This window comes from Carboxydothermus ferrireducens DSM 11255 (assembly GCF_000427565.1).
Classification (GTDB): domain Bacteria; phylum Bacillota; class Z-2901; order Carboxydothermales; family Carboxydothermaceae; genus Carboxydothermus; species Carboxydothermus hydrogenoformans.
Genome location: NZ_ATYG01000011.1, coordinates 23,270 through 40,171, shown reverse-complemented (window position 1 = coordinate 40,171; position 16,902 = coordinate 23,270). Strand labels below are relative to the sequence as shown.

General features: G+C 43.2%; 22 protein-coding genes. 1 reads left to right on the top strand and 21 read right to left on the bottom strand.

Going from position 1 to position 16,902, the window contains the following annotated elements; all coding sequences use genetic code 11:
• Positions 1 to 5: 5 nt before the first annotated feature.
• The 20 genes from CARFE_RS0104705 to spoIIIAA all read right to left on the bottom strand — a co-directional run bounded on the left by CARFE_RS0104705 (position 6) and on the right by spoIIIAA (position 15,783).
• Positions 6 to 893 (bottom strand): polyprenyl synthetase family protein, encoded by an 888-nt coding sequence (locus tag CARFE_RS0104705; protein ID WP_028051921.1) that lies wholly within the window; start codon positions 891 to 893, stop codon positions 6 to 8.
• Positions 894 to 905: 12 nt separating this feature from the next.
• Positions 906 to 1,142: an exodeoxyribonuclease VII small subunit gene (gene xseB, locus CARFE_RS0104700; protein WP_226986703.1), complete on the bottom strand. Its 237-nt coding sequence runs from the start codon at positions 1,140 to 1,142 to the stop codon at positions 906 to 908.
• A complete protein-coding gene (gene xseA / locus CARFE_RS14295) occupies positions 1,129 to 2,547 on the bottom strand; it encodes an exodeoxyribonuclease VII large subunit (RefSeq protein WP_051250159.1) in 1,419 nt (472 codons plus the stop codon). Before xseA ends, xseB begins: the two co-directional genes overlap by 14 nt.
• Before the next feature lie 138 nt (positions 2,548 to 2,685).
• Positions 2,686 to 4,080 carry an NADPH-dependent glutamate synthase gene (gene gltA / locus CARFE_RS0104690; protein ID WP_028051920.1) on the bottom strand — a complete coding sequence of 465 codons (1,395 nt, stop codon included), beginning with the start codon at positions 4,078 to 4,080 and terminating at the stop codon, positions 2,686 to 2,688.
• A 4-nt stretch (positions 4,081 to 4,084) separates the two neighbouring features.
• Positions 4,085 to 4,921, bottom strand: coding sequence for a sulfide/dihydroorotate dehydrogenase-like FAD/NAD-binding protein (locus CARFE_RS0104685; protein ID WP_028051919.1), 837 nt, complete (start codon positions 4,919 to 4,921; stop codon positions 4,085 to 4,087).
• 52 nt (positions 4,922 to 4,973) lie between these two features.
• Positions 4,974 to 5,933: a tRNA (adenosine(37)-N6)-threonylcarbamoyltransferase complex transferase subunit TsaD gene (locus CARFE_RS0104680; RefSeq protein ID WP_028051918.1), complete on the bottom strand. Its 960-nt coding sequence runs from the start codon at positions 5,931 to 5,933 to the stop codon at positions 4,974 to 4,976.
• The gene (nusB, locus tag CARFE_RS0104675) at positions 5,930 to 6,367 is read right to left on the bottom strand and encodes a transcription antitermination factor NusB (RefSeq protein WP_028051917.1); all 438 of its coding nucleotides are present in this window, start codon (positions 6,365 to 6,367) and stop codon (positions 5,930 to 5,932) included. Before nusB ends, CARFE_RS0104680 begins: the two co-directional genes overlap by 4 nt.
• 17 nt (positions 6,368 to 6,384) lie before the next feature.
• Complete coding sequence (locus tag CARFE_RS0104670) at positions 6,385 to 6,597, bottom strand: DUF2273 domain-containing protein (RefSeq protein ID WP_028051916.1); 213 nt, start codon at positions 6,595 to 6,597, stop codon at positions 6,385 to 6,387.
• 13 nt (positions 6,598 to 6,610) lie between these two features.
• Positions 6,611 to 7,150 carry an alkaline shock response membrane anchor protein AmaP gene (amaP, locus tag CARFE_RS0104665; protein WP_011344888.1) on the bottom strand — a complete coding sequence of 180 codons (540 nt, stop codon included), beginning with the start codon at positions 7,148 to 7,150 and terminating at the stop codon, positions 6,611 to 6,613.
• Positions 7,151 to 7,195: 45 nt separating this feature from the next.
• Entirely contained in the window at positions 7,196 to 7,597 is a 402-nt protein-coding gene (locus CARFE_RS0104660) for an Asp23/Gls24 family envelope stress response protein (RefSeq protein WP_011344889.1), read from the bottom strand.
• A 77-nt stretch (positions 7,598 to 7,674) separates the two neighbouring features.
• Complete coding sequence (gene accC, locus CARFE_RS0104655; protein WP_028051915.1) at positions 7,675 to 9,024, bottom strand: acetyl-CoA carboxylase biotin carboxylase subunit; 1,350 nt, start codon at positions 9,022 to 9,024, stop codon at positions 7,675 to 7,677.
• 59 nt (positions 9,025 to 9,083) lie between these two features.
• Positions 9,084 to 10,937 carry a sodium-extruding oxaloacetate decarboxylase subunit alpha gene (oadA, locus tag CARFE_RS0104650; RefSeq protein ID WP_028051914.1) on the bottom strand — a complete coding sequence of 618 codons (1,854 nt, stop codon included), beginning with the start codon at positions 10,935 to 10,937 and terminating at the stop codon, positions 9,084 to 9,086.
• Positions 10,938 to 11,058: 121 nt separating this feature from the next.
• A complete protein-coding gene (locus CARFE_RS0104645) occupies positions 11,059 to 11,523 on the bottom strand; it encodes a SpoIIIAH-like family protein (RefSeq protein WP_028051913.1) in 465 nt (154 codons plus the stop codon).
• Positions 11,510 to 12,091, bottom strand: a complete 582-nt coding sequence (gene spoIIIAG / locus CARFE_RS14290) for a stage III sporulation protein AG (protein WP_051250158.1) — start codon at positions 12,089 to 12,091, stop codon at positions 11,510 to 11,512. Before spoIIIAG ends, CARFE_RS0104645 begins: the two co-directional genes overlap by 14 nt.
• Positions 12,088 to 12,570 (bottom strand): stage III sporulation protein AF, encoded by a 483-nt coding sequence (gene spoIIIAF / locus CARFE_RS0104635; RefSeq protein ID WP_028051912.1) that lies wholly within the window; start codon positions 12,568 to 12,570, stop codon positions 12,088 to 12,090. The genes spoIIIAG and spoIIIAF overlap by 4 nt, the downstream gene beginning before the upstream one ends.
• A gap of 10 nt (positions 12,571 to 12,580) precedes the next feature.
• The gene (gene spoIIIAE, locus CARFE_RS0104630) at positions 12,581 to 13,708 is read right to left on the bottom strand and encodes a stage III sporulation protein AE (protein ID WP_028051911.1); all 1,128 of its coding nucleotides are present in this window, start codon (positions 13,706 to 13,708) and stop codon (positions 12,581 to 12,583) included.
• A 10-nt stretch (positions 13,709 to 13,718) separates the two neighbouring features.
• A complete protein-coding gene (gene spoIIIAD, locus CARFE_RS0104625; RefSeq protein ID WP_011344896.1) occupies positions 13,719 to 14,108 on the bottom strand; it encodes a stage III sporulation protein AD in 390 nt (129 codons plus the stop codon).
• Between the two features lie 9 nt (positions 14,109 to 14,117).
• The gene (gene spoIIIAC / locus CARFE_RS0104620) at positions 14,118 to 14,318 is read right to left on the bottom strand and encodes a stage III sporulation protein AC (protein ID WP_011344897.1); all 201 of its coding nucleotides are present in this window, start codon (positions 14,316 to 14,318) and stop codon (positions 14,118 to 14,120) included.
• A 12-nt stretch (positions 14,319 to 14,330) separates the two neighbouring features.
• A complete protein-coding gene (gene spoIIIAB / locus CARFE_RS0104615) occupies positions 14,331 to 14,834 on the bottom strand; it encodes a stage III sporulation protein SpoIIIAB (RefSeq protein WP_028051910.1) in 504 nt (167 codons plus the stop codon).
• A 1-nt stretch (position 14,835) separates the two neighbouring features.
• On the bottom strand, positions 14,836 to 15,783 hold the full coding sequence (gene spoIIIAA, locus CARFE_RS0104610; protein ID WP_028051909.1) for a stage III sporulation protein AA: 948 nt from the start codon (positions 15,781 to 15,783) through the stop codon (positions 14,836 to 14,838).
• A 92-nt stretch (positions 15,784 to 15,875) separates the two neighbouring features.
• Here spoIIIAA and CARFE_RS14285 point away from each other — a divergent pair, with 92 nt between their 5' ends.
• Positions 15,876 to 16,463, top strand: a complete 588-nt coding sequence (locus CARFE_RS14285; RefSeq protein WP_051250157.1) for a coiled-coil domain-containing protein — start codon at positions 15,876 to 15,878, stop codon at positions 16,461 to 16,463.
• Positions 16,464 to 16,481: 18 nt separating this feature from the next.
• Here CARFE_RS14285 and CARFE_RS0104600 read toward each other — a convergent pair whose 3' ends face one another.
• Positions 16,482 to 16,898 (bottom strand): CD1247 N-terminal domain-containing protein, encoded by a 417-nt coding sequence (locus CARFE_RS0104600; RefSeq protein ID WP_011344901.1) that lies wholly within the window; start codon positions 16,896 to 16,898, stop codon positions 16,482 to 16,484.
• Between the last annotated feature and the right edge of the window lie 4 nt (positions 16,899 to 16,902).

Genomic DNA, 16,902 nt, shown 5'->3' with positions numbered 1-16,902 from the left:
AATGTCTAAGATTCTCTTTTTAGGATAAATTCAGCAAGCTTTATAAAAAAGCTGCTTTTCTCACCATAGGGCTTTAAAACATTCTTTGCCGCATTAATTTCTTCTTCCGCCCTTTTTTTGGTTTCCTCAATACCAAAAAGCGAAACATAGGTAAGCTTTTGATTTTTTTCGTCACTCCCCACCGGTTTTCCAATCTTTTGAAAATCACCAACTACATCCAACAGGTCATCAACAATTTGAAAAGCAAGGCCCAGATGGCGCCCGTAATCATCCAGAGCTTTAATTTCTTCTTCGGTAGCTCCCGCCAAAATCCCTCCGGCAATTAAACTATAGCGTATCAGGCGAGCAGTTTTGTTAAGATGAATATATAACAAAACCTCGGGGTCTTTTTTGGCTTCACTGGAACTTAAATCCACCACCTGGCCAGCAATAAGCCCCTCGGAGCCGGAAGCTACCGCCAGTTCTTGAATTACCCGGACCACCCGCTCCGCGGGTATCCCCTGTTCCAGGGTCTTGGCAGTTAGTTCAAAAGCTTTGGTTAATAAAGCATCTCCCGCTAATATAGCAATGGCTTCTCCAAAAACTTTGTGGTTAGTTGGCTTTCCCCTGCGAAAATCATCGTTATCCATTGCCGGCAGGTCATCGTGAATAAGCGAATAGGTGTGCAGACACTCCACCCCTACCGCCGCCGGGAGCAATTTTTCCGGAGCAATCCCACTCCATTCCCCTGCAGCCAGCATCAGGACTGGTCTTAGCCTTTTCCCACCAGCTTTAAGGCTGTAGTTCATCGCTTGGTGAATTACTGGCGGATAGGTATCGTCCGGGGGCAGAAAACGCCCAATACCTTCTTCTACCATTTTCCGATATCTTTTAAAACGGCTTTCAAACTCCATGAAACTCCTCCGCTAAAAAGGTAAATCATCTTCCATTTCCACAATTTCCTCAAAAGTAACCTCGCCGGCTTCATCTTCCTGAACTTCCACTAACTTTAATTCTAACTCTTTCAACTTTTCGCTGCAAAAACGGTGAAGCTTTAATCCTTCTTCAAAAAGAGCCAAGCTTTCTTCTAACCCTACATTTCCCCGTTCCAAACGTTCCACAATCTCGTTTAATCTATTCATCGCTTCTTCAAAGGTCATCATTTTTATCACCTTCAATTATATTTTTGCCAAGGGCTTTAGCCAAGGCTTCCCCATCGGAAAATTTAATTTTAAATCTTTCCGGAAGATTATTAACGGAAGTAACAACCCTGCCTTCAAAATCAAAGACCACCGCATAACCCCGATTTAAAATTTTTAACGGATTTAAAAGCTTTAATCTTTCTTCATAAGAGGAAAGTACCAAGTTTTTTTGTAAAACAAGATTTTTTACGGAAGTTCTTAGCCTCAAACTTTGCTGGATAAGAACCGCCTGATTTCTTTTTAATAATTCAGCACACCGTAAAAAAAGTCTCTCTTTTAGCTCTTCGAGTTTTTCTTTTTGCTGTTTGTGACGAAGATATGGGGAAAGAAGGATAAGTTTTTCCTTTAAAAGGCTTAGCCGATTTTTTTCTTGCTGAAAAGTTGTTTTAAAACTCCTTAAAAGCCTTGTCAGTCCTTCGGTAACTTCTCGGCTTTTATCGGTTATTAATTTTTCGTATGCTCTCAATATTCTTCTTTCCTGAAATTCCAGATTTTTTTGTTCCCGCTGGAAATAATTAGCTAAAGCTTTGACCATTTTCTGGCGTTGCTCTCGTAAATTATTCCATATTTCCACTAAATTGGGGGTAGCTTCAACCGCCGCTCCCGTTGGGGTCGGCGCCCGGCGGTCGGCAACCATATCGGCAATTGAAGTATCGGTTTCATGCCCAATTCCTGTAACTACGGGAATGTTAGAAGCATAGATAGCATCGGCAACCGTCTCTTCGTTAAAAGCCGCTAACTCCTCAAAACTTCCCCCTCCCCGGGCTAAAATTATTACTTCACACAGCTTATAACGATTTAATAAATTTAGCGCCTTTACTATCTGTCCGGGAGCTTCATCGCCCTGCACCGCCACAGGAACTAAATAGAGAGTAGCCTTGGGCCAACGCTTTTTTATTGTTGTTAAAATATCTCTAATAGCTGCACCGTTTTTCGACGTAACAATGCCAATTTTTTCGGGATAGCGGGGCAGTTTTTTCTTCCGCTCTTCGGCAAAATATCCTTTATCCTTTAACTTTTCTTTTGTTTGCTCAAATTTTAAATAAAGAGCCCCGATACCAAGGGGCTCAATCATCTCAGCATATATTTGGTATATACCCCTTTTTTTGTAGACCGCCACCTGGCCAAAAACAATGACCTTTTGGCCATCTTGAGGAATAAAAGGCAGAGCCGAGGCCCGTCCTTTGTACATGACGCCCTTGAGCTCTGCCCTTTCATCTTTTAAGGTAAAATACAGGTGTCCCTGGGAAAACTTGCAGTTAGAAAGCTCCCCCTCTACCGCAACCTGATTTAACCAATCATCTTTTTCAAATTTTTCGGCAATATAATCGGTTAATTCCGAAACTGAAACAATAAATAAAGCCATTTATCGTACCAACCTCTTTAATTAAAGTAATTAAATCAAGTAATTAAATCCGGAACATCTGTTCTTTTCTAAATAATAACATAAAAATCGCTTGATCTACAAGCTTAACCTATTCAAGGTTTTAAAACTCGTTGGTAACTATTTAGACATTAAATATTCATGGATAGCCCTGGCAGCTTTTTTACCAGCCCCCATTGCCTTGATTACAGTAGCAGCACCGGTAACAATATCGCCGCCAGCCCAGACTCCTTCCCGGGTAGTTTTTCCGTTTTCATCGGCAATAATATTGCCTTTGCGTCCCACTTCTAAGCCTTTTGTGGTTCGGGGAACCAGGGGGTTCGGACTTTGCCCAATAGCTACCACCACCGTATCCACTTCAATAATAAATTCCGAGCCGGGTATTGGAACCGGCGATCTCCGACCCGATTCATCCGGTTCACCCAGTTCATACTTTAAACACTCCATAGCTTTAACCCATCCATTCTCATCACCGATTATGCGGGTTGGGTTGGTAAGTAACATAAACTTTACCCCTTCTTCTTCGGCATGGTGAATTTCTTCCAAGCGGGCAGGCATCTCGTTTCTCGAGCGCCGGTAAACGATGTAGACTTCTTTCGCCCCAAGCCGCAATGCGGTCCGGGCGGCATCCATAGCCACGTTACCGGCTCCTAAAACTGCAACTTTTTCGCCTACCTTTATAGGAGTATCGTATTCGGGAAAGAGATAAGCTTTCATTAAGTTGGTCCGGGTTAAAAATTCATTGGCCGAATATACCCCATTTAAATTTTCCCCGGGAATCCCCATAAAATTCGGAAGTCCTGCCCCGGTACCCACAAATACCGCATCATAGCCTTCTTCATCTAAAAGTTCATCAACGGTTAAACTTTTACCAATCACGGTGTTGGTTTTTATTTCCACACCAAGTTTCTTTAGATTGTCAATTTCCTGTTGCACTATCCGTTTGGGTAAACGGAATTCGGGAATCCCGTACATTAACACGCCGCCGGGAACATGGAGAGCTTCAAAAATAGTAACTTTATGACCCAGTTTGGCCAAATCGGCAGCACAGGTCAGACCTGCCGGTCCCGAACCTATCACCGCCACTCTTTTCCCGGTAGGAGGAGCAACCGTAACATTTTGGGTGCCTTTGGCCAGTTCATAATCCGCAGCAAATCGTTCTAAACGGCCGATAGCCACCGGTTCACCCTTTTTTCCTAAAACACACTGGCCTTCACACTGGGACTCCTGAGGGCACACCCGTCCGCATATCGCCGGTAAAGCATTCTTTTCTTTTATTTTATTGATAGCGCTGTCAATATCTCCCGCTTTAATAAATCGGATAAAGTCAGGAATATCAACTTCCACCGGACATCCCTGCTTGCAGGCAGGTTTCTTGCAGTCAAGACACCGTTCAGCTTCTTTCATGGCAAGTTCCAAACTGTAACCCAGAGCCACTTCATCAAAGTTTTTTGCCCTCACTTTAGGGTCCTGTTCAGGCATGGGATACTTTTTTGTTGGCCGATCAAACGCCATAGCTTTAGCACCTCCCGCAGCCCTCTTCAAATTTTAAGAGGGCTCTCTTTTCTTCATCCTGGTAGATTTTTGCCCGACGCATTTGCTCATCAAAATCAACCAAATGACCATCAAAATCCGGGCCATCAACACAGACAAATTTAGTTTGGCCGCCAACCGTTACCCGACAGGCTCCACACATCCCCGTTCCATCCACCATAATGGAATTTAAACTAACTATGGTTTTTATTTGATAAGGCCGGGTAACCTCAGCTACCGCTTTCATCATCGGTAGCGGCCCGATCGCCACCACCAAATCAATTTTTTCCCCGCGGTCAATTACTTCTTTTAAAACATCGGTGACAAAACCCTTTCTCACATACGAACCGTCATCGGTAGTTACCAGCAACTCATCGGTTACCGCCCGCATTTTCTCTTCCCAGAAGAGATATTCTTTCGAGCGAGCACCAATAATCCCAGTAACTTTATTTCCGGCCTCTTTTAACGCCCGGGCTATAGGATAAATGGGGGCAATACCCACTCCTCCGCCAATACACACCACATTTCCGAAGTTTTCAATGTGGGAGGGAACACCCAAAGGGCCTACAAAATCGCTAACCGCATCCCCCTCATTAAGGAGTCCCAGCTGTTTGGTGGTTTTTCCCACTTCCTGGAAGATAATGGTGATAAGTCCTTTTTCCCGATCATAATCGGCTATGGTGAGCGGTATCCTTTCTCCCTTTTCGTCAATTTTTAAAATAATAAACTGCCCAGCCTGAGCTTTTCTTGCCACCAAAGGCGCGTCAATTTCAAAAAGTTTAATTGATGGTGCTAAGTTTTCCTTTTTTAAGATTTTAAACACTAAGCCGCCCTCCTTTGAGTTTTATGAATTTTATTATTATTCCATAATTTTATTAATATTCTTCACTAATTTTAAAAATCCTGCTAATTCGCGAGATTTCCGCAACACCAACAGCATTGTCGGAAGCATACTGGACTTCAGCAAAGTAAAGATCTACTGCTACCCTTCTTTTCTTTAATTTTTCCAATAAAAAATTTTTTATATAATTATTTGCCGCAACCCCGCCCATTAAAACTACCGGAAGATTATCTTTGGCGTGATACTGGATAATTTTAAATAAAGTCCTGGCTATTACTTCCTCTACTGCCCGCGCAATTTCAAAAGCCGGAAAGTCTTTAAGCTTTCTTTTTAAATATGCCTCTGCCCCGGAGAAGTGCCAGTTGCCATTGACAAAAGTCGCCGGCACTTTGAGAATCCCTACTGCCTTTTGGGCCAATTCCTCTAAAAATTTGCCGGAAGGAAAAGGAAGTCCCAATAAGACCCCAATGCGGTCTACCAGCTGTCCGGCAGAAATATCAAGACTTTTACCCAGCACCTTTACTTTGTAACCTTGAGGTTCTTTTTCAACTTCTAAAATCTCACTGGTTCCTCCGGAAAAATGGATGGCTAAAAACCTGGGAAAATCTTTTTTTAAAGACCAAAGGGCCGCCACCAAATGTCCTTCCTGATGGGTAGTTTTGACAAGGGGTACGTCTAAAGCAAGGGAAAGGGTACTGGCAATCACTTCTCCCGCCAAAAAAGATGGCATATACGATTCCGGTAACGGTCTCGGTTTAACCGAGACACCAATACCCCGCACCTGGTCCCGGGAAATTCTGTTAAAACCTTCCTGCACCATTTCCTTTAAATGCCGCAGGTGCAGGAAAACTACATCCCTCTGCCTTAACCCTACCTCGCCTTCCGGTACCGGCAGTATTTCCCTTAAGTCAAAAATTAAACGTCCCTCACCGTCTACGGCGGCAAAGGACGTTGTGTAGTTGCTTGTATCAAACCCCAGAAAAACGTCTCTCATTTATTATCCTCCCAGAATTCATCGATATGTTCAGCCACATATCCCAAAATTCCATTGATGAATTTTGGCGACTCTTCTTCACCGTATACTTTGGCCAATTCCACCGCTTCATCTATAGAAACCGGAATGTCAATATCCGGTCGATATAACATTTCATACAAAGCCAGGCGCAAAAGAGTCTTGTCCACCTTTGCCAGTCTTTTAAAATCCCACCCGATGGCACGCCGGCGAATAATCTCATCCAATCGTTCCCTTTTCTCAATAACCCCCCGCACCAATTCCCGGGAGAAATCCACCAATTTTTCCGGAGGTATTTTCCCTTCAGCAATTTTTTCCGCCCACAGACTTTCCAGGGTATCCAAAGTTTTTTCTGGAGCAAAATCCAGTCCAAACAGCGCCTTAAATGCTAATTCCCTTGCCGTATGACGATTCACAATCGCTCTCCCCTATGTTACCGCTCTTTAAAAATTTTCTCCCAAACCCGGCTAAAATCTTGATCCTCATCTAAACGTTTTCCAATAAAATAACCCAGGCCAAGACATATCGCCAGGAATAATGCTTTCCAGAAGCCAAAAGCAATGGCTAAAAAACCAAAACCTCCACCAATAACCATCCCTAATATTTTTCCCCGGTTTTTTTGAAAGAAAACTTCCCACTCGTCCATTGGTTCCACACTCCTATTCTACCCGCGGCCTTAATTCCTGGGCAATATCTTCTACTTTTATCTTGATCCTGGAAAGTTTTATCCCCAAGCTTTCCTGGATGTAGCTGTTTATCTCTTCCTGCAACCGCTTGGAGGTTTCCGGTATGTTTAAATCCGGAAGTACTCGCACCAATACTTCTACCCCTAATCCTTCGGGATAAGCTTCTAAAACCGGCCGTACTTCTTTTACTCCCGGAATTTTTCCCGCAACCCTTTTAATTAAAGCCGTTATGGTATCAAAGGTAACGTTTATCTGGCCAAGCTCCCCTTCTAAAGAAATTCCCTTATCTCTTTTATGCTGGGTTTTTAAGCTTAAGGCAACCACTCTCAGGCCTAAAAGGAACAGTACCAGGAGAAAAGCAAAAAGTGCGGTCCGCAATTGGACATCAAAAAGCAAATTTTTTATGTAAAAAATTGGCAAATGCCAGCCTAAAACCACCAGCATAAAACAAAAAAGTAAGATGACCGTTACAAAACCATAAAGAAATAAGATACTCCGGTCTAAAAAGTTCATTTCTACCCCCCTTTGTCAATAAGATTGGCGGGTTATAACCCGCCACTACTTGACCCGTATTTCCTCTTCCTTCCCTTCAGCGGGAAAGTGCACTCCCTGGACATGCACATTGACTTCCACTACTGTAAGGCCAGTCATGTTTTCCACAGCTTTTTTCACCGCTTGCTGAACCTCACTGGCCACATCAGGAATTCTCACACCATACTCCACTATGATATATAAATCAATCGCCGTTTCCCTTTCCCCTACTTCAACTTTTACACCTTTGGCCATCGACTTCATCCCGAGCTTTTCAGCAATCCCAGCCAAAGTACCGCTCATTCCCGCCACACCGGGAATTTCCGAAGCTGCTAATCCGGCAATTACCGCAACAACTTCGTCACTGATTTTTATACTCCCAATTTCGGTCCCTTCTTCACGGATTAATTTATTATCTCTGCCATCCACGAAAAAAACCTCCTCGAATTTTTATAACCATCTTTTAATCATATTATAACAAGCGGTAAATTTTTCAACAATAATAATTACTCTTCGGCCAAAATTCTTCTCTGCACAAAATTTGTGTAAACTTCACCCTTACGGAAAAAGGCATTTTCCAATACCTTTAAATGAAAAGGAATTGTTGTTTTAATTCCTTCGACACGCATTTCCAAAAGAGCCCTCTGCATCCGGGAAATTGCTTCTTCCCGGTTTTGCCCCCAGGTTATCACCTTGGCCACCAGCGAGTCGTAATAGGGTACAACTTTATAGCCGGAATAAAGAAAACTGTCGACCCGCACCCCATTACCACCGGGAGGCAAATATTCGGTTACCGTTCCGGGACTGGGCATAAAATTCTTCTCCGGATCCTCAGCATTAATCCGGCATTCTATAGCCCAACCGTTGATTTTTAAATCTTTTTGACTTATGGACAGCTTTTCTCCGGCGGCAATTTTAATTTGTTCTTTAATAAGGTCTACACCGGTAATAAACTCCGTAACAGGATGTTCCACTTGAATACGGGTGTTCATCTCCATAAAATAAAAGTTTTTATTTCTATCCACTAAAAACTCCACCGTTCCGGCACTGTAGTAATCAACGGCCCGGCAGGCCTTTAAAGCGGCCTCCCCCATCTTTTCCCGCAGAATCGGGTCAACAAAGGGAGAAGGTGCCTCTTCAATTAACTTCTGGTGACGCCGCTGGATAGAGCAATCCCGTTCAAATAAATAAACATAATTTCCGTGCTTGTCTCCTAAAACTTGAATCTCGATGTGCCGCGGTTCTTCCACGTATTTTTCTAAATAAACATCGGGATTGCCAAAGGCATTTTGAGCTTCAGTACGGGCGGTAATAAAAGCTTTGGCCAAATCCTCATCGTTCTGGGCAATCCTCATCCCTTTACCACCGCCCCCCGCCGAAGCCTTTAACATTACCGGATACCCAATCTCCCGGGCTATAGCCACAGCTTCTTCCACATTTTCAACAACTTTTTTGGAACCGGGCACTACCGGAACTCCCGCTGCAATCATGGTTTGACGGGCCGTAGCCTTATCTCCCATTAACTCGATGGCCCGGGGGGGCGGACCAATAAAAGTCAATCCGCTTGCTTCTACCGCTTCGGCAAAAGCCGCATTTTCCGCCAAAAAGCCGTAGCCCGGGTGAATAGCTTCGGCTCCGGTGACCAGAGCAGCACTGATAATCGCCGGTATATTTAAGTAGCTTCGGTTTGATTCTTTCGGGCCAATGCAAATCGCCTCATCGGCAAGCTTTACATGCAAACTTTCCCGGTCCGCTTCCGAATAAACCGCAACACTTGAAATTCCCATTTCTCGCAATGCTCGAATAATCCGGACGGCAATTTCTCCCCGATTGGCTACAAGAACTTTTTTAAACATCCAATCATTCCTTTCCAAAAAATTACCCAAAAGTCAAAAACTTTTGGGCAAATTTTTTCCTATACCTTTACTTTAAAGAGCGGTTGACCGTACTCCACCATTTCACCATTTTCAACTAAAATCTCTACAATCTCGCCACTTATCTCACTTTCAATTTCATTCATAAGTTTCATAGCTTCAATGATACAAAGGACATCTCCAGGCTTTATTTTCTGCCCGACCTCCACAAAAGGCGGCGCTCCTGGAGCGGGTGCTCGGTAGAAAGTACCTACCATAGGTGAAGTTATCAACGAAAAATTACCCTCGTTTTTTTCTTCTACTTTTTCTTTGCTCTCAACTCCTTTTGCCTCCGTTGCTGGGGCCTGCGGTAACATAGTTACCGTTCCTTCGCTCGACCCCTGGCCTTTTTTTATGGCAATTTTCGTACCTTCACTTTCAATAATCAGTTCCGAAATACTTGTTTCATTTAACAAGAGTATTAATTCCCGTATTTCCTTTAAATTCAAATTTTGTTCCTCCTTCCCTAATTCTTTAGGCTTTTTTCTTACTTCATTATTATTCACCACCGGTGTCAATTTCCCCTGCTCCCGCTCTTCAAAAAACTTGCGGGCAATTTGGGGGAATAAAGCATAAGACAAAAGATCTTCTTCCGACCGGGCTAAATCTTTTATCTCTTCTTTTATTTTTTCCATTCTCGGTTCTAACAAGTCAGCAGGTCGGCACTCCACCGGCTTTAGGTCCCCAAGTATCTTGGCTTTAATTTCCGGGTCAATAGGAGCTGGCGGCCTTCCATACAATCCCTGCACATACGAGCGAACTTCTCCTGGAATTAATTTATACCGCTCCCCGGTTAAAACATTTAACACCGCCTGAGTCCCTACAATTTGACTGGTAGGAGTAACCAAGGGAGGATAACCAAGTTCCGCCCGGACCCGCGGTATTTCTTCCAGAACTTCTTCCAGGCGGTGCAACGCCTTTTGCTCTTCTAACTGGCTAATTAAATTGGTAATCATCCCACCCGGTACCTGGTGTTCAAAAACCCGCATATCGGAAATGCGGGTAACCCCCCGTTCATAGCCTAACCGTTTACGCAAATCTTCAAAATAACGGGCAATCTCAAAAAGCTCGTGAATATTAAGTCCGGTATCATAAGGGGTATCCGCCAGGGCTCTCACCACCGTTTCCACTGGCGGCTGGGAAGCACCGAACGCCAGAGGTACGCTGGCGGTATCCACCACATCCACCCCTGCTTCAATGGCTTTTAAGTAAGCCCCAACGGCAAGACCCCCGATGTAATGGCTGTGAAATTGCAGGGGTACCCCTAACTCTCTCTTTAAAGCCGCCACCAATTCATAAGCTTGGTAGGGGGTACATAACCCCGCCATATCTTTTATGCAAATGGAATCGGCACCCATTTCCACCAAACGTTTGGCAGTTTCAACATAATGCTCCAAAGTATGCACCGGGCTAACAGTATAAACTACCGCCGCCTGCACATGAGCCCCGGCGGCTTTTGCGGCTTTAATCGGGACTTCCATATTGCGAATATCATTTAAAGCGTCAAAAATTCTTATAATATCTATGCCATTTTCCACAGCTTTAAAAACAAACCGTTCTACCACATCATCGGGATAATGCTGGTAACCAACTAACGACTGACCCCGTAAAAGCATTTGTAAAGGGGTATTTTTAACAATTTTTTTAATTGCTCTTAAGCGCTCCCAGGGATCTTCTTTTAAATAGCGCAGGCAAACATCAAAAGTAGCTCCGCCCCACACTTCCAGGGAATGATAACCCACCCGGTCAAGTTTTTCTAAGATGGGAAGCATGTGTTCGGTCCGCATCCTGGTGGCCCAAAGGCTCTGGTGACCATCTCTTAAGGTTGTATCGGTAATTTTTACTCTGCGCCTCATCTCTCTCACCCCTGAATATAAAAAAAAGAGGTACTCGCACCTCTTTTTTTGCTTTTACACGGTTATTATATAAAAACTTATAAATTCACGAAACTCTTTGGAAATAAGTATACAAGTATACTTATTTAAAGATTACCAGCACCTTACCGGGAGGATAATTTAAATTTTGGGCCACAAAATCTCTTATTTCCAGGCGGATTTTATCATCTTCCTCTTTTTTCATCACCACTACCGCCTGGGTATCCTGAAGATAGGCAACCACATCGGTATCATAACGGGCTTTTAAGGTTTCCTCCAAAAAACTTTCTTTTTCCTTAAAATCCAAAATTTTTAAAATTCTTTCCTCCGCCGCCTGGCGATTGGTCCCAAGCTCCTTTAAGCTTTCTATTAAGTAAGAACGATTTTTTTCCCGCATTAATCTGAACTCCCCGAGATTTTTGGCCGTCGTTAACGAGCTATCAACTACAGTGTTTGGTTTTGTACTTGTTATACTTTCCTCTGGCCTTGGAACAGTTACAACTAAAGCAATAACTAACGCTAAAAAAATCCCAAGGCCAACCAGCCATTGCTTTTTAATGACGTACAACCCCGCTCCCCCCTTCCAGTACTTCAATTTTATGAAGCGGTACCGCCAGGGCACTGGCAACCGCCTGGACAATTTTTTCTTTTAGTGCTGGATTTCCTGCTCCCTCGGCCACTACAACAACTCCACCCACTACCGGTGTTTCTTCGGTTAACAACACCGGGCTTTCCTGCCCTTCCCGGTCTTTTATTAATACCACTTCTTTTTGGTCGGTGTTTTCGTTGATACTCCGATTAATTCCCGATTTTTCCGATTCATTGGTAATTTTTTGCCCGGCATTACGGTTTAAAGCATACTCTTTTGCCGAACTGCGTAAAAGCTTAACTTCAACCGCTACTTCCCCAACTCCGGCAATTTTTCCTAAAATACCCTCAAGACGTTCGGCAAGTTCTTTCTCCTGGCGGCTAATTTCCGATTCAATCTGAGCACTGCTTTTTGGTAACTCCGGGGTTGTGGTTTTACTCTTCTGGCTATCCCCCCACGCCAGGAACACCAAACCAATTATCGCAAGGCTTACAAAGAAAACAAGTTTGTCCCGTTCCATCTCTTTAAAAAATTCCCAAAACTTCATTGACCCACCTCCAATGCTTTAAAATTTATGTTTTTTTCTATACCAAAAAATGCTTTTAAAACTTCCGCAAAACGCACTTCTTCCCCCTCCTCCAGCGGCTTTTTTAAGTAAACCGTAACTCCCTCCACCTGTCCCTCTCCAAGCTTAACCTCCACGTCTTTTACTTTGCCCCCGTTTAAGTTTAAAAGGGCTTTTACCTGAGCTTCCAGGGTTTTCTCCGCCTCTGACCTGGCATTTTCCAACAAACTTCCCTGACTCACCGCTACTGTTTTACTTTGACTTTCCGGTAAAAAAACCGCCAAATTCCAGTTTGCATGCAAAAGCTCCATCAGTGATGTTAGCATGGCCATAATTAGTAAAAGGCCAATCATTGCCCGAGTAAAGTTCCGAATTTGTCCAAGAGGCAGGAGCAGTTCTAAAAAAGTAAAAAGGAGAAGTAAAAAAATTATTTCCCGGGCAAGTTTAATTAAACTTTCCATCCTATCACCCCTATACGGGTTTACCCGCGGAAATCAACACCGCAAACAGGAAAAATAAAAATAAGCTTAAAATTGCTAAAACGCCAAAGATTAAAAGGAGGGCATTACCCATTCCGGTTAAAGTCTTAACGTAGTTTTCTTCTCCAAGGGGCTCTAAAACAGCTCCGGCAAATTTATATAAACCTCCTAAAACCAGTATTTTAACCGCTGGAGCGGTAACCACCCCGAACAAAATCACAATGCCCAAGGCATTTAGCGCATTTTTTAACAGATAAACAGTTCCGGCAACGGCTTCTACGGCATCGGTTAAAACTTTTCCCACTACCGGTACAAAAGTCCCGGTGGCAAACCTTGCAGTCTTTAAGATAAAATTATCGGCAACCCCTCCGGCAACGGTTTCTAAAGCCCCAACCCCTAAAAGTAAACTTAACATTAGACCAACTAACCCGATACTTAACTGCTGGGCAAACTTTATTAATTTATCCAGGGAAAATCGGTCGCTTATTCCGGCAGCAATCTCCACTAAAATACTGAGATAAAGCAGGGGAAAAACGAAGTTTTTAATGACACTCCCCATTATCCCAATTACCCCAAATAAAGTCGGAGAAAGCAAGGCAGAAGTAGTCACGGCTCCCGCTGCCGCAATCAAGCCAAGACTTGCCGGGAGCAAAGATAGAGCCACCCCCACCATTCCTTCCACCGCTTCCCTGCCAATCTTTAAAGCCAGGGTAAAACTCTGCAGGGCTAAAAGCATAAAAGCTAGGTAGCACGCCGCTTGGGAAATCTGCGCTATGCTTCCGGAAGAAAAGCTATTTTCCAACTGCCGTAATAGGGAAAGGATAATAGCTAAAATAAACAGCTTTAGGAGAATTTTTATATTTCCCCGGATTTCAGCTAAAAGGATTCCCTTCAGGTTTTCCCATATTTCGGCAAACGATATTTCCTTCTCTCCCCGAAAAATTGCCAATACTTCTCTTTTAAGATCCACTTGCGGAACGACTTTTCTTAATTCCTGTTCAGCAGAATTTAAAATTTTCTCCGCCTCAACTGGCAGGCTTACTTCGTTGGCAAATACCGGGACCACTCCATTGAGGATAAGGAAAATTAAGGTAAAAACAAAAATACTGAGTTTTTTCATGGTTTTCATCCTACTCGGGCAGTAGTTTTAATAAAGTTTCTAAAACCGCCATAAGGATGGGAATTGCCAAAATAATGACCAAAATTTTGGCTGCCAGCTCGATTTTTTGAGCAATTGCCCCTTCTCCCGCATCCCTACAGATTTGGGCACCAAACTCCGCAAGATACGATATGCCAATTATTTTAAAAATAATCCCCAAATATAAACTGTTAAGACCAGCTCGCTCCCCTAAACCGGTAAACACTTCCACAACTGCCGCAATTTTATCCATTAAAAGTAAAAATACCACTACTCCAGCGGTTAAGCTTAATAAAACTGCTATTTCCGGACGCTCCTTTTTAACAATCAAGGCCAAAGTAGTAGCTATTAAACCAAGGCCCACCACCGTTCCAATCTCCATAAGAACCTCCTAAAACAGCTTAAACACGGTTTTAATTTCCGTAAAAAGTTCCGCCAGTATTTGAATCACCCAAAATAGTACTATGGATATCCCTGCCAGGGTGGCCATGTACGCTTGTTCTTCTTTGCCCGCATGTTTTAAAACCGTATGAATAACCGCGGTTAAGATGCCAACTCCTGCAATTTTAAAAATAATCTCAATGCTCGCCATTATAACCCTCCTTTAAAAAAACAGCAAAACCAAAAACGCTCCCACAAGCACTCCCAAGTAATTAACAAGCTTGACATTTTTCTCGGCTTCCTGCCGGCTTTCGGCTAAAACAAGTTTTAACTGTTCGCAGGTATAATTTAAGAGATTTTCCTGCTCCCGCAAATCCGATATTCCTATTTTTTCAGCAAACGCTAAGAGTATTTCCTGTTCACGCTTTAATAGAGCCGTTTGGGAGAACCCTTCCGCAAGAGCTTTTTTTAGTCCCTGATTAACCGGCAAGGTCCTATCCTTAATCTCAAAAAGCTTGGCCACCGTTCCTTCTTCGGAATTAGCCATTTTTGCAAAAATTTCCGGTAAAGGTGTAGCTTTATAACGAATTTCGGTTTTTAAGAAGTTTAAGAGGTTAATTAACCTTTCTAAATCCCTAACCCTCTGCAAGTACCTGTTACCAAGGTAAAATCCCAAAGCACCGGTTCCGGCAACGGTTAGACACGCTCCCAAAAGCTTAAGGTACATTCTAACCCCTCCCAAAGATAACTTTTCCCTGACCATCTAACACCGCTTCCACCGTCCCCGGTCCTTCTCGCCGGCTTAAAATTACGTATCTTTCAAAAATCTCCAATTTCAAAAAGGGTAAAAACCGGGGCCGCTTTTTTAAATCATCCATATCCCGGGCATGAGCCGATGTAAATACCGCTACACCGGCATTGGCCACTTCTACCAGTGCTCCCACGTCTTCTTCCCGCCCAATTTCATCGGTAACGATTAGCTTTGGAGCCATGGAGCGTAAAAGTATGATCATTCCCTGGGCTTTAGGACAGCCATCTAAAACATCGGCCCGGATACCAACATCCAACTGCGGTTCTCCTTTATAACATGCGGCAATTTCCGAACGCTCGTCCACAATTCCCACCGGAATCCCCGGAATTCCGATCTGGGCAGAGCCGTTGGCAAAAATTCTTGCTAAATCCCTGAGCATGGTTGTTTTCCCGCTGCGGGGTGGAGACAAAATTAAGGTATTGACCGGCTCGCCGTTTTTGTTAATAAGATATGGTACTATTTTTTCTGCCACTCCCTTTGTCTCCCGCGCTATCCGGATGTTGATGCTACAGACATTTTTTATATGACGTACCTTCCCATCCTCCAATACCGCCTGACCGGTAAAACCAATACGATGCCCCCCTTTTATTGTTATGTATCCCTGTTTTAATTCTTCTTCCAAAGCATAATAAGATGAGGCCGTAATTAATTGAAATAGTGCCAAAAACTCCTCCTCCGCCAGACATACCCCGTTGTCCTGTTCAAAAGTGTATTCCCCCCGCCCATTGATAAATACTTCTTCCTCTCCAAAGATTAGGCTTAAAGGCCGGTTTTTCCTGACTCTAATTTCTTCCAGGGGAAGATCAACGACTCCCTCTAAAACCTTTCTTAAGGTCGGGGTTAAAATCTCAAAAACTTCCCGCATTCTTCCCCTCCTTCCTTTTTTTGTATATAAAATATTAGACAAGTTAGTGTTTTATGCTATAATTTAGTTAATAAAACTTGAGGGGGATTTTTATGGAGCAAGCCCAATTCACGCAGGAAGTTTTAAAAGCCCTTAGTAATCTAAACAGTCACCTGCAACGGATTGACCAAAGTCTCTTTGACCTAAATACTAAAGTAATAAACATCGAGCAAAGACTGGATAGAATTGAACAAAGACTGGAAAATGTTGAGCAAAGACTGGATAGAGTCGAACAAAGACTGGACAGCGTAGAAAAGAGATTGGACAAAGTTGAAGAAAGATTGGACAAAGTTGAACTAAGGCTTGATCATTTAGAAGGTGAGGTTATTAGTCTTAAAGTTCGGGTAGAAACTCTGGAAAATCGCTTTGATTCCCTGGAAAAAAGGACAAGCTCTTTAGAAGAAAACCAAAACATCATTGCTAAAAACGTTTTATATCTTACCGAAAAAATGCCGGAGCTTTTCCGTGAAGTTGCAGGGATCGCCGCAAAGCAACAGGAAATTCTTGAAAACCAAAGTAAATTTGCAGAATTTGCCAGGACCTACTCTCTGAAAACCGACTTTTTGGCCCACCGCTTACAGGAATTAGAAAAAGAATTTTGGGTACTTAAAACCGGCTACAAACCCCAGGTAAATTTTTAAGGCGGGATTGCTCCCGCCTTAAATTACATCATCGTAATTTTGTTGATTTAAAGCCTGTTCTCTCCTATTTTCAATAAACTCACTTACCAGCACCAGGGCCCCGCAGTTAGGACAGGTAATCTCATAATTATCGTCCGCTTCCAAAAGCTCCCTTTCAAAATAAACCCGTTCTCCGCATTCGGGACAGGTAACATAGGTAAACTCTTCGTCATCATCGTAAACTGCATCTTCTAATTCATATAAATCATCGTCCACCGTTTCTACGTACTCTTCAAGCCGTTCCTGGTCGTCTCTTAAGCTCCTTACTTCTTCCGTTAGGTCAGCGATTAAATCAATTATTTCCGTAATTATTTCCCCTTCTTTACCCTTTTCCTTTAAATTAATGCCTTCTGCAAGTCCCTGCAAGTAGCTTACCCTGCCGACAATGTCATCCACAAAA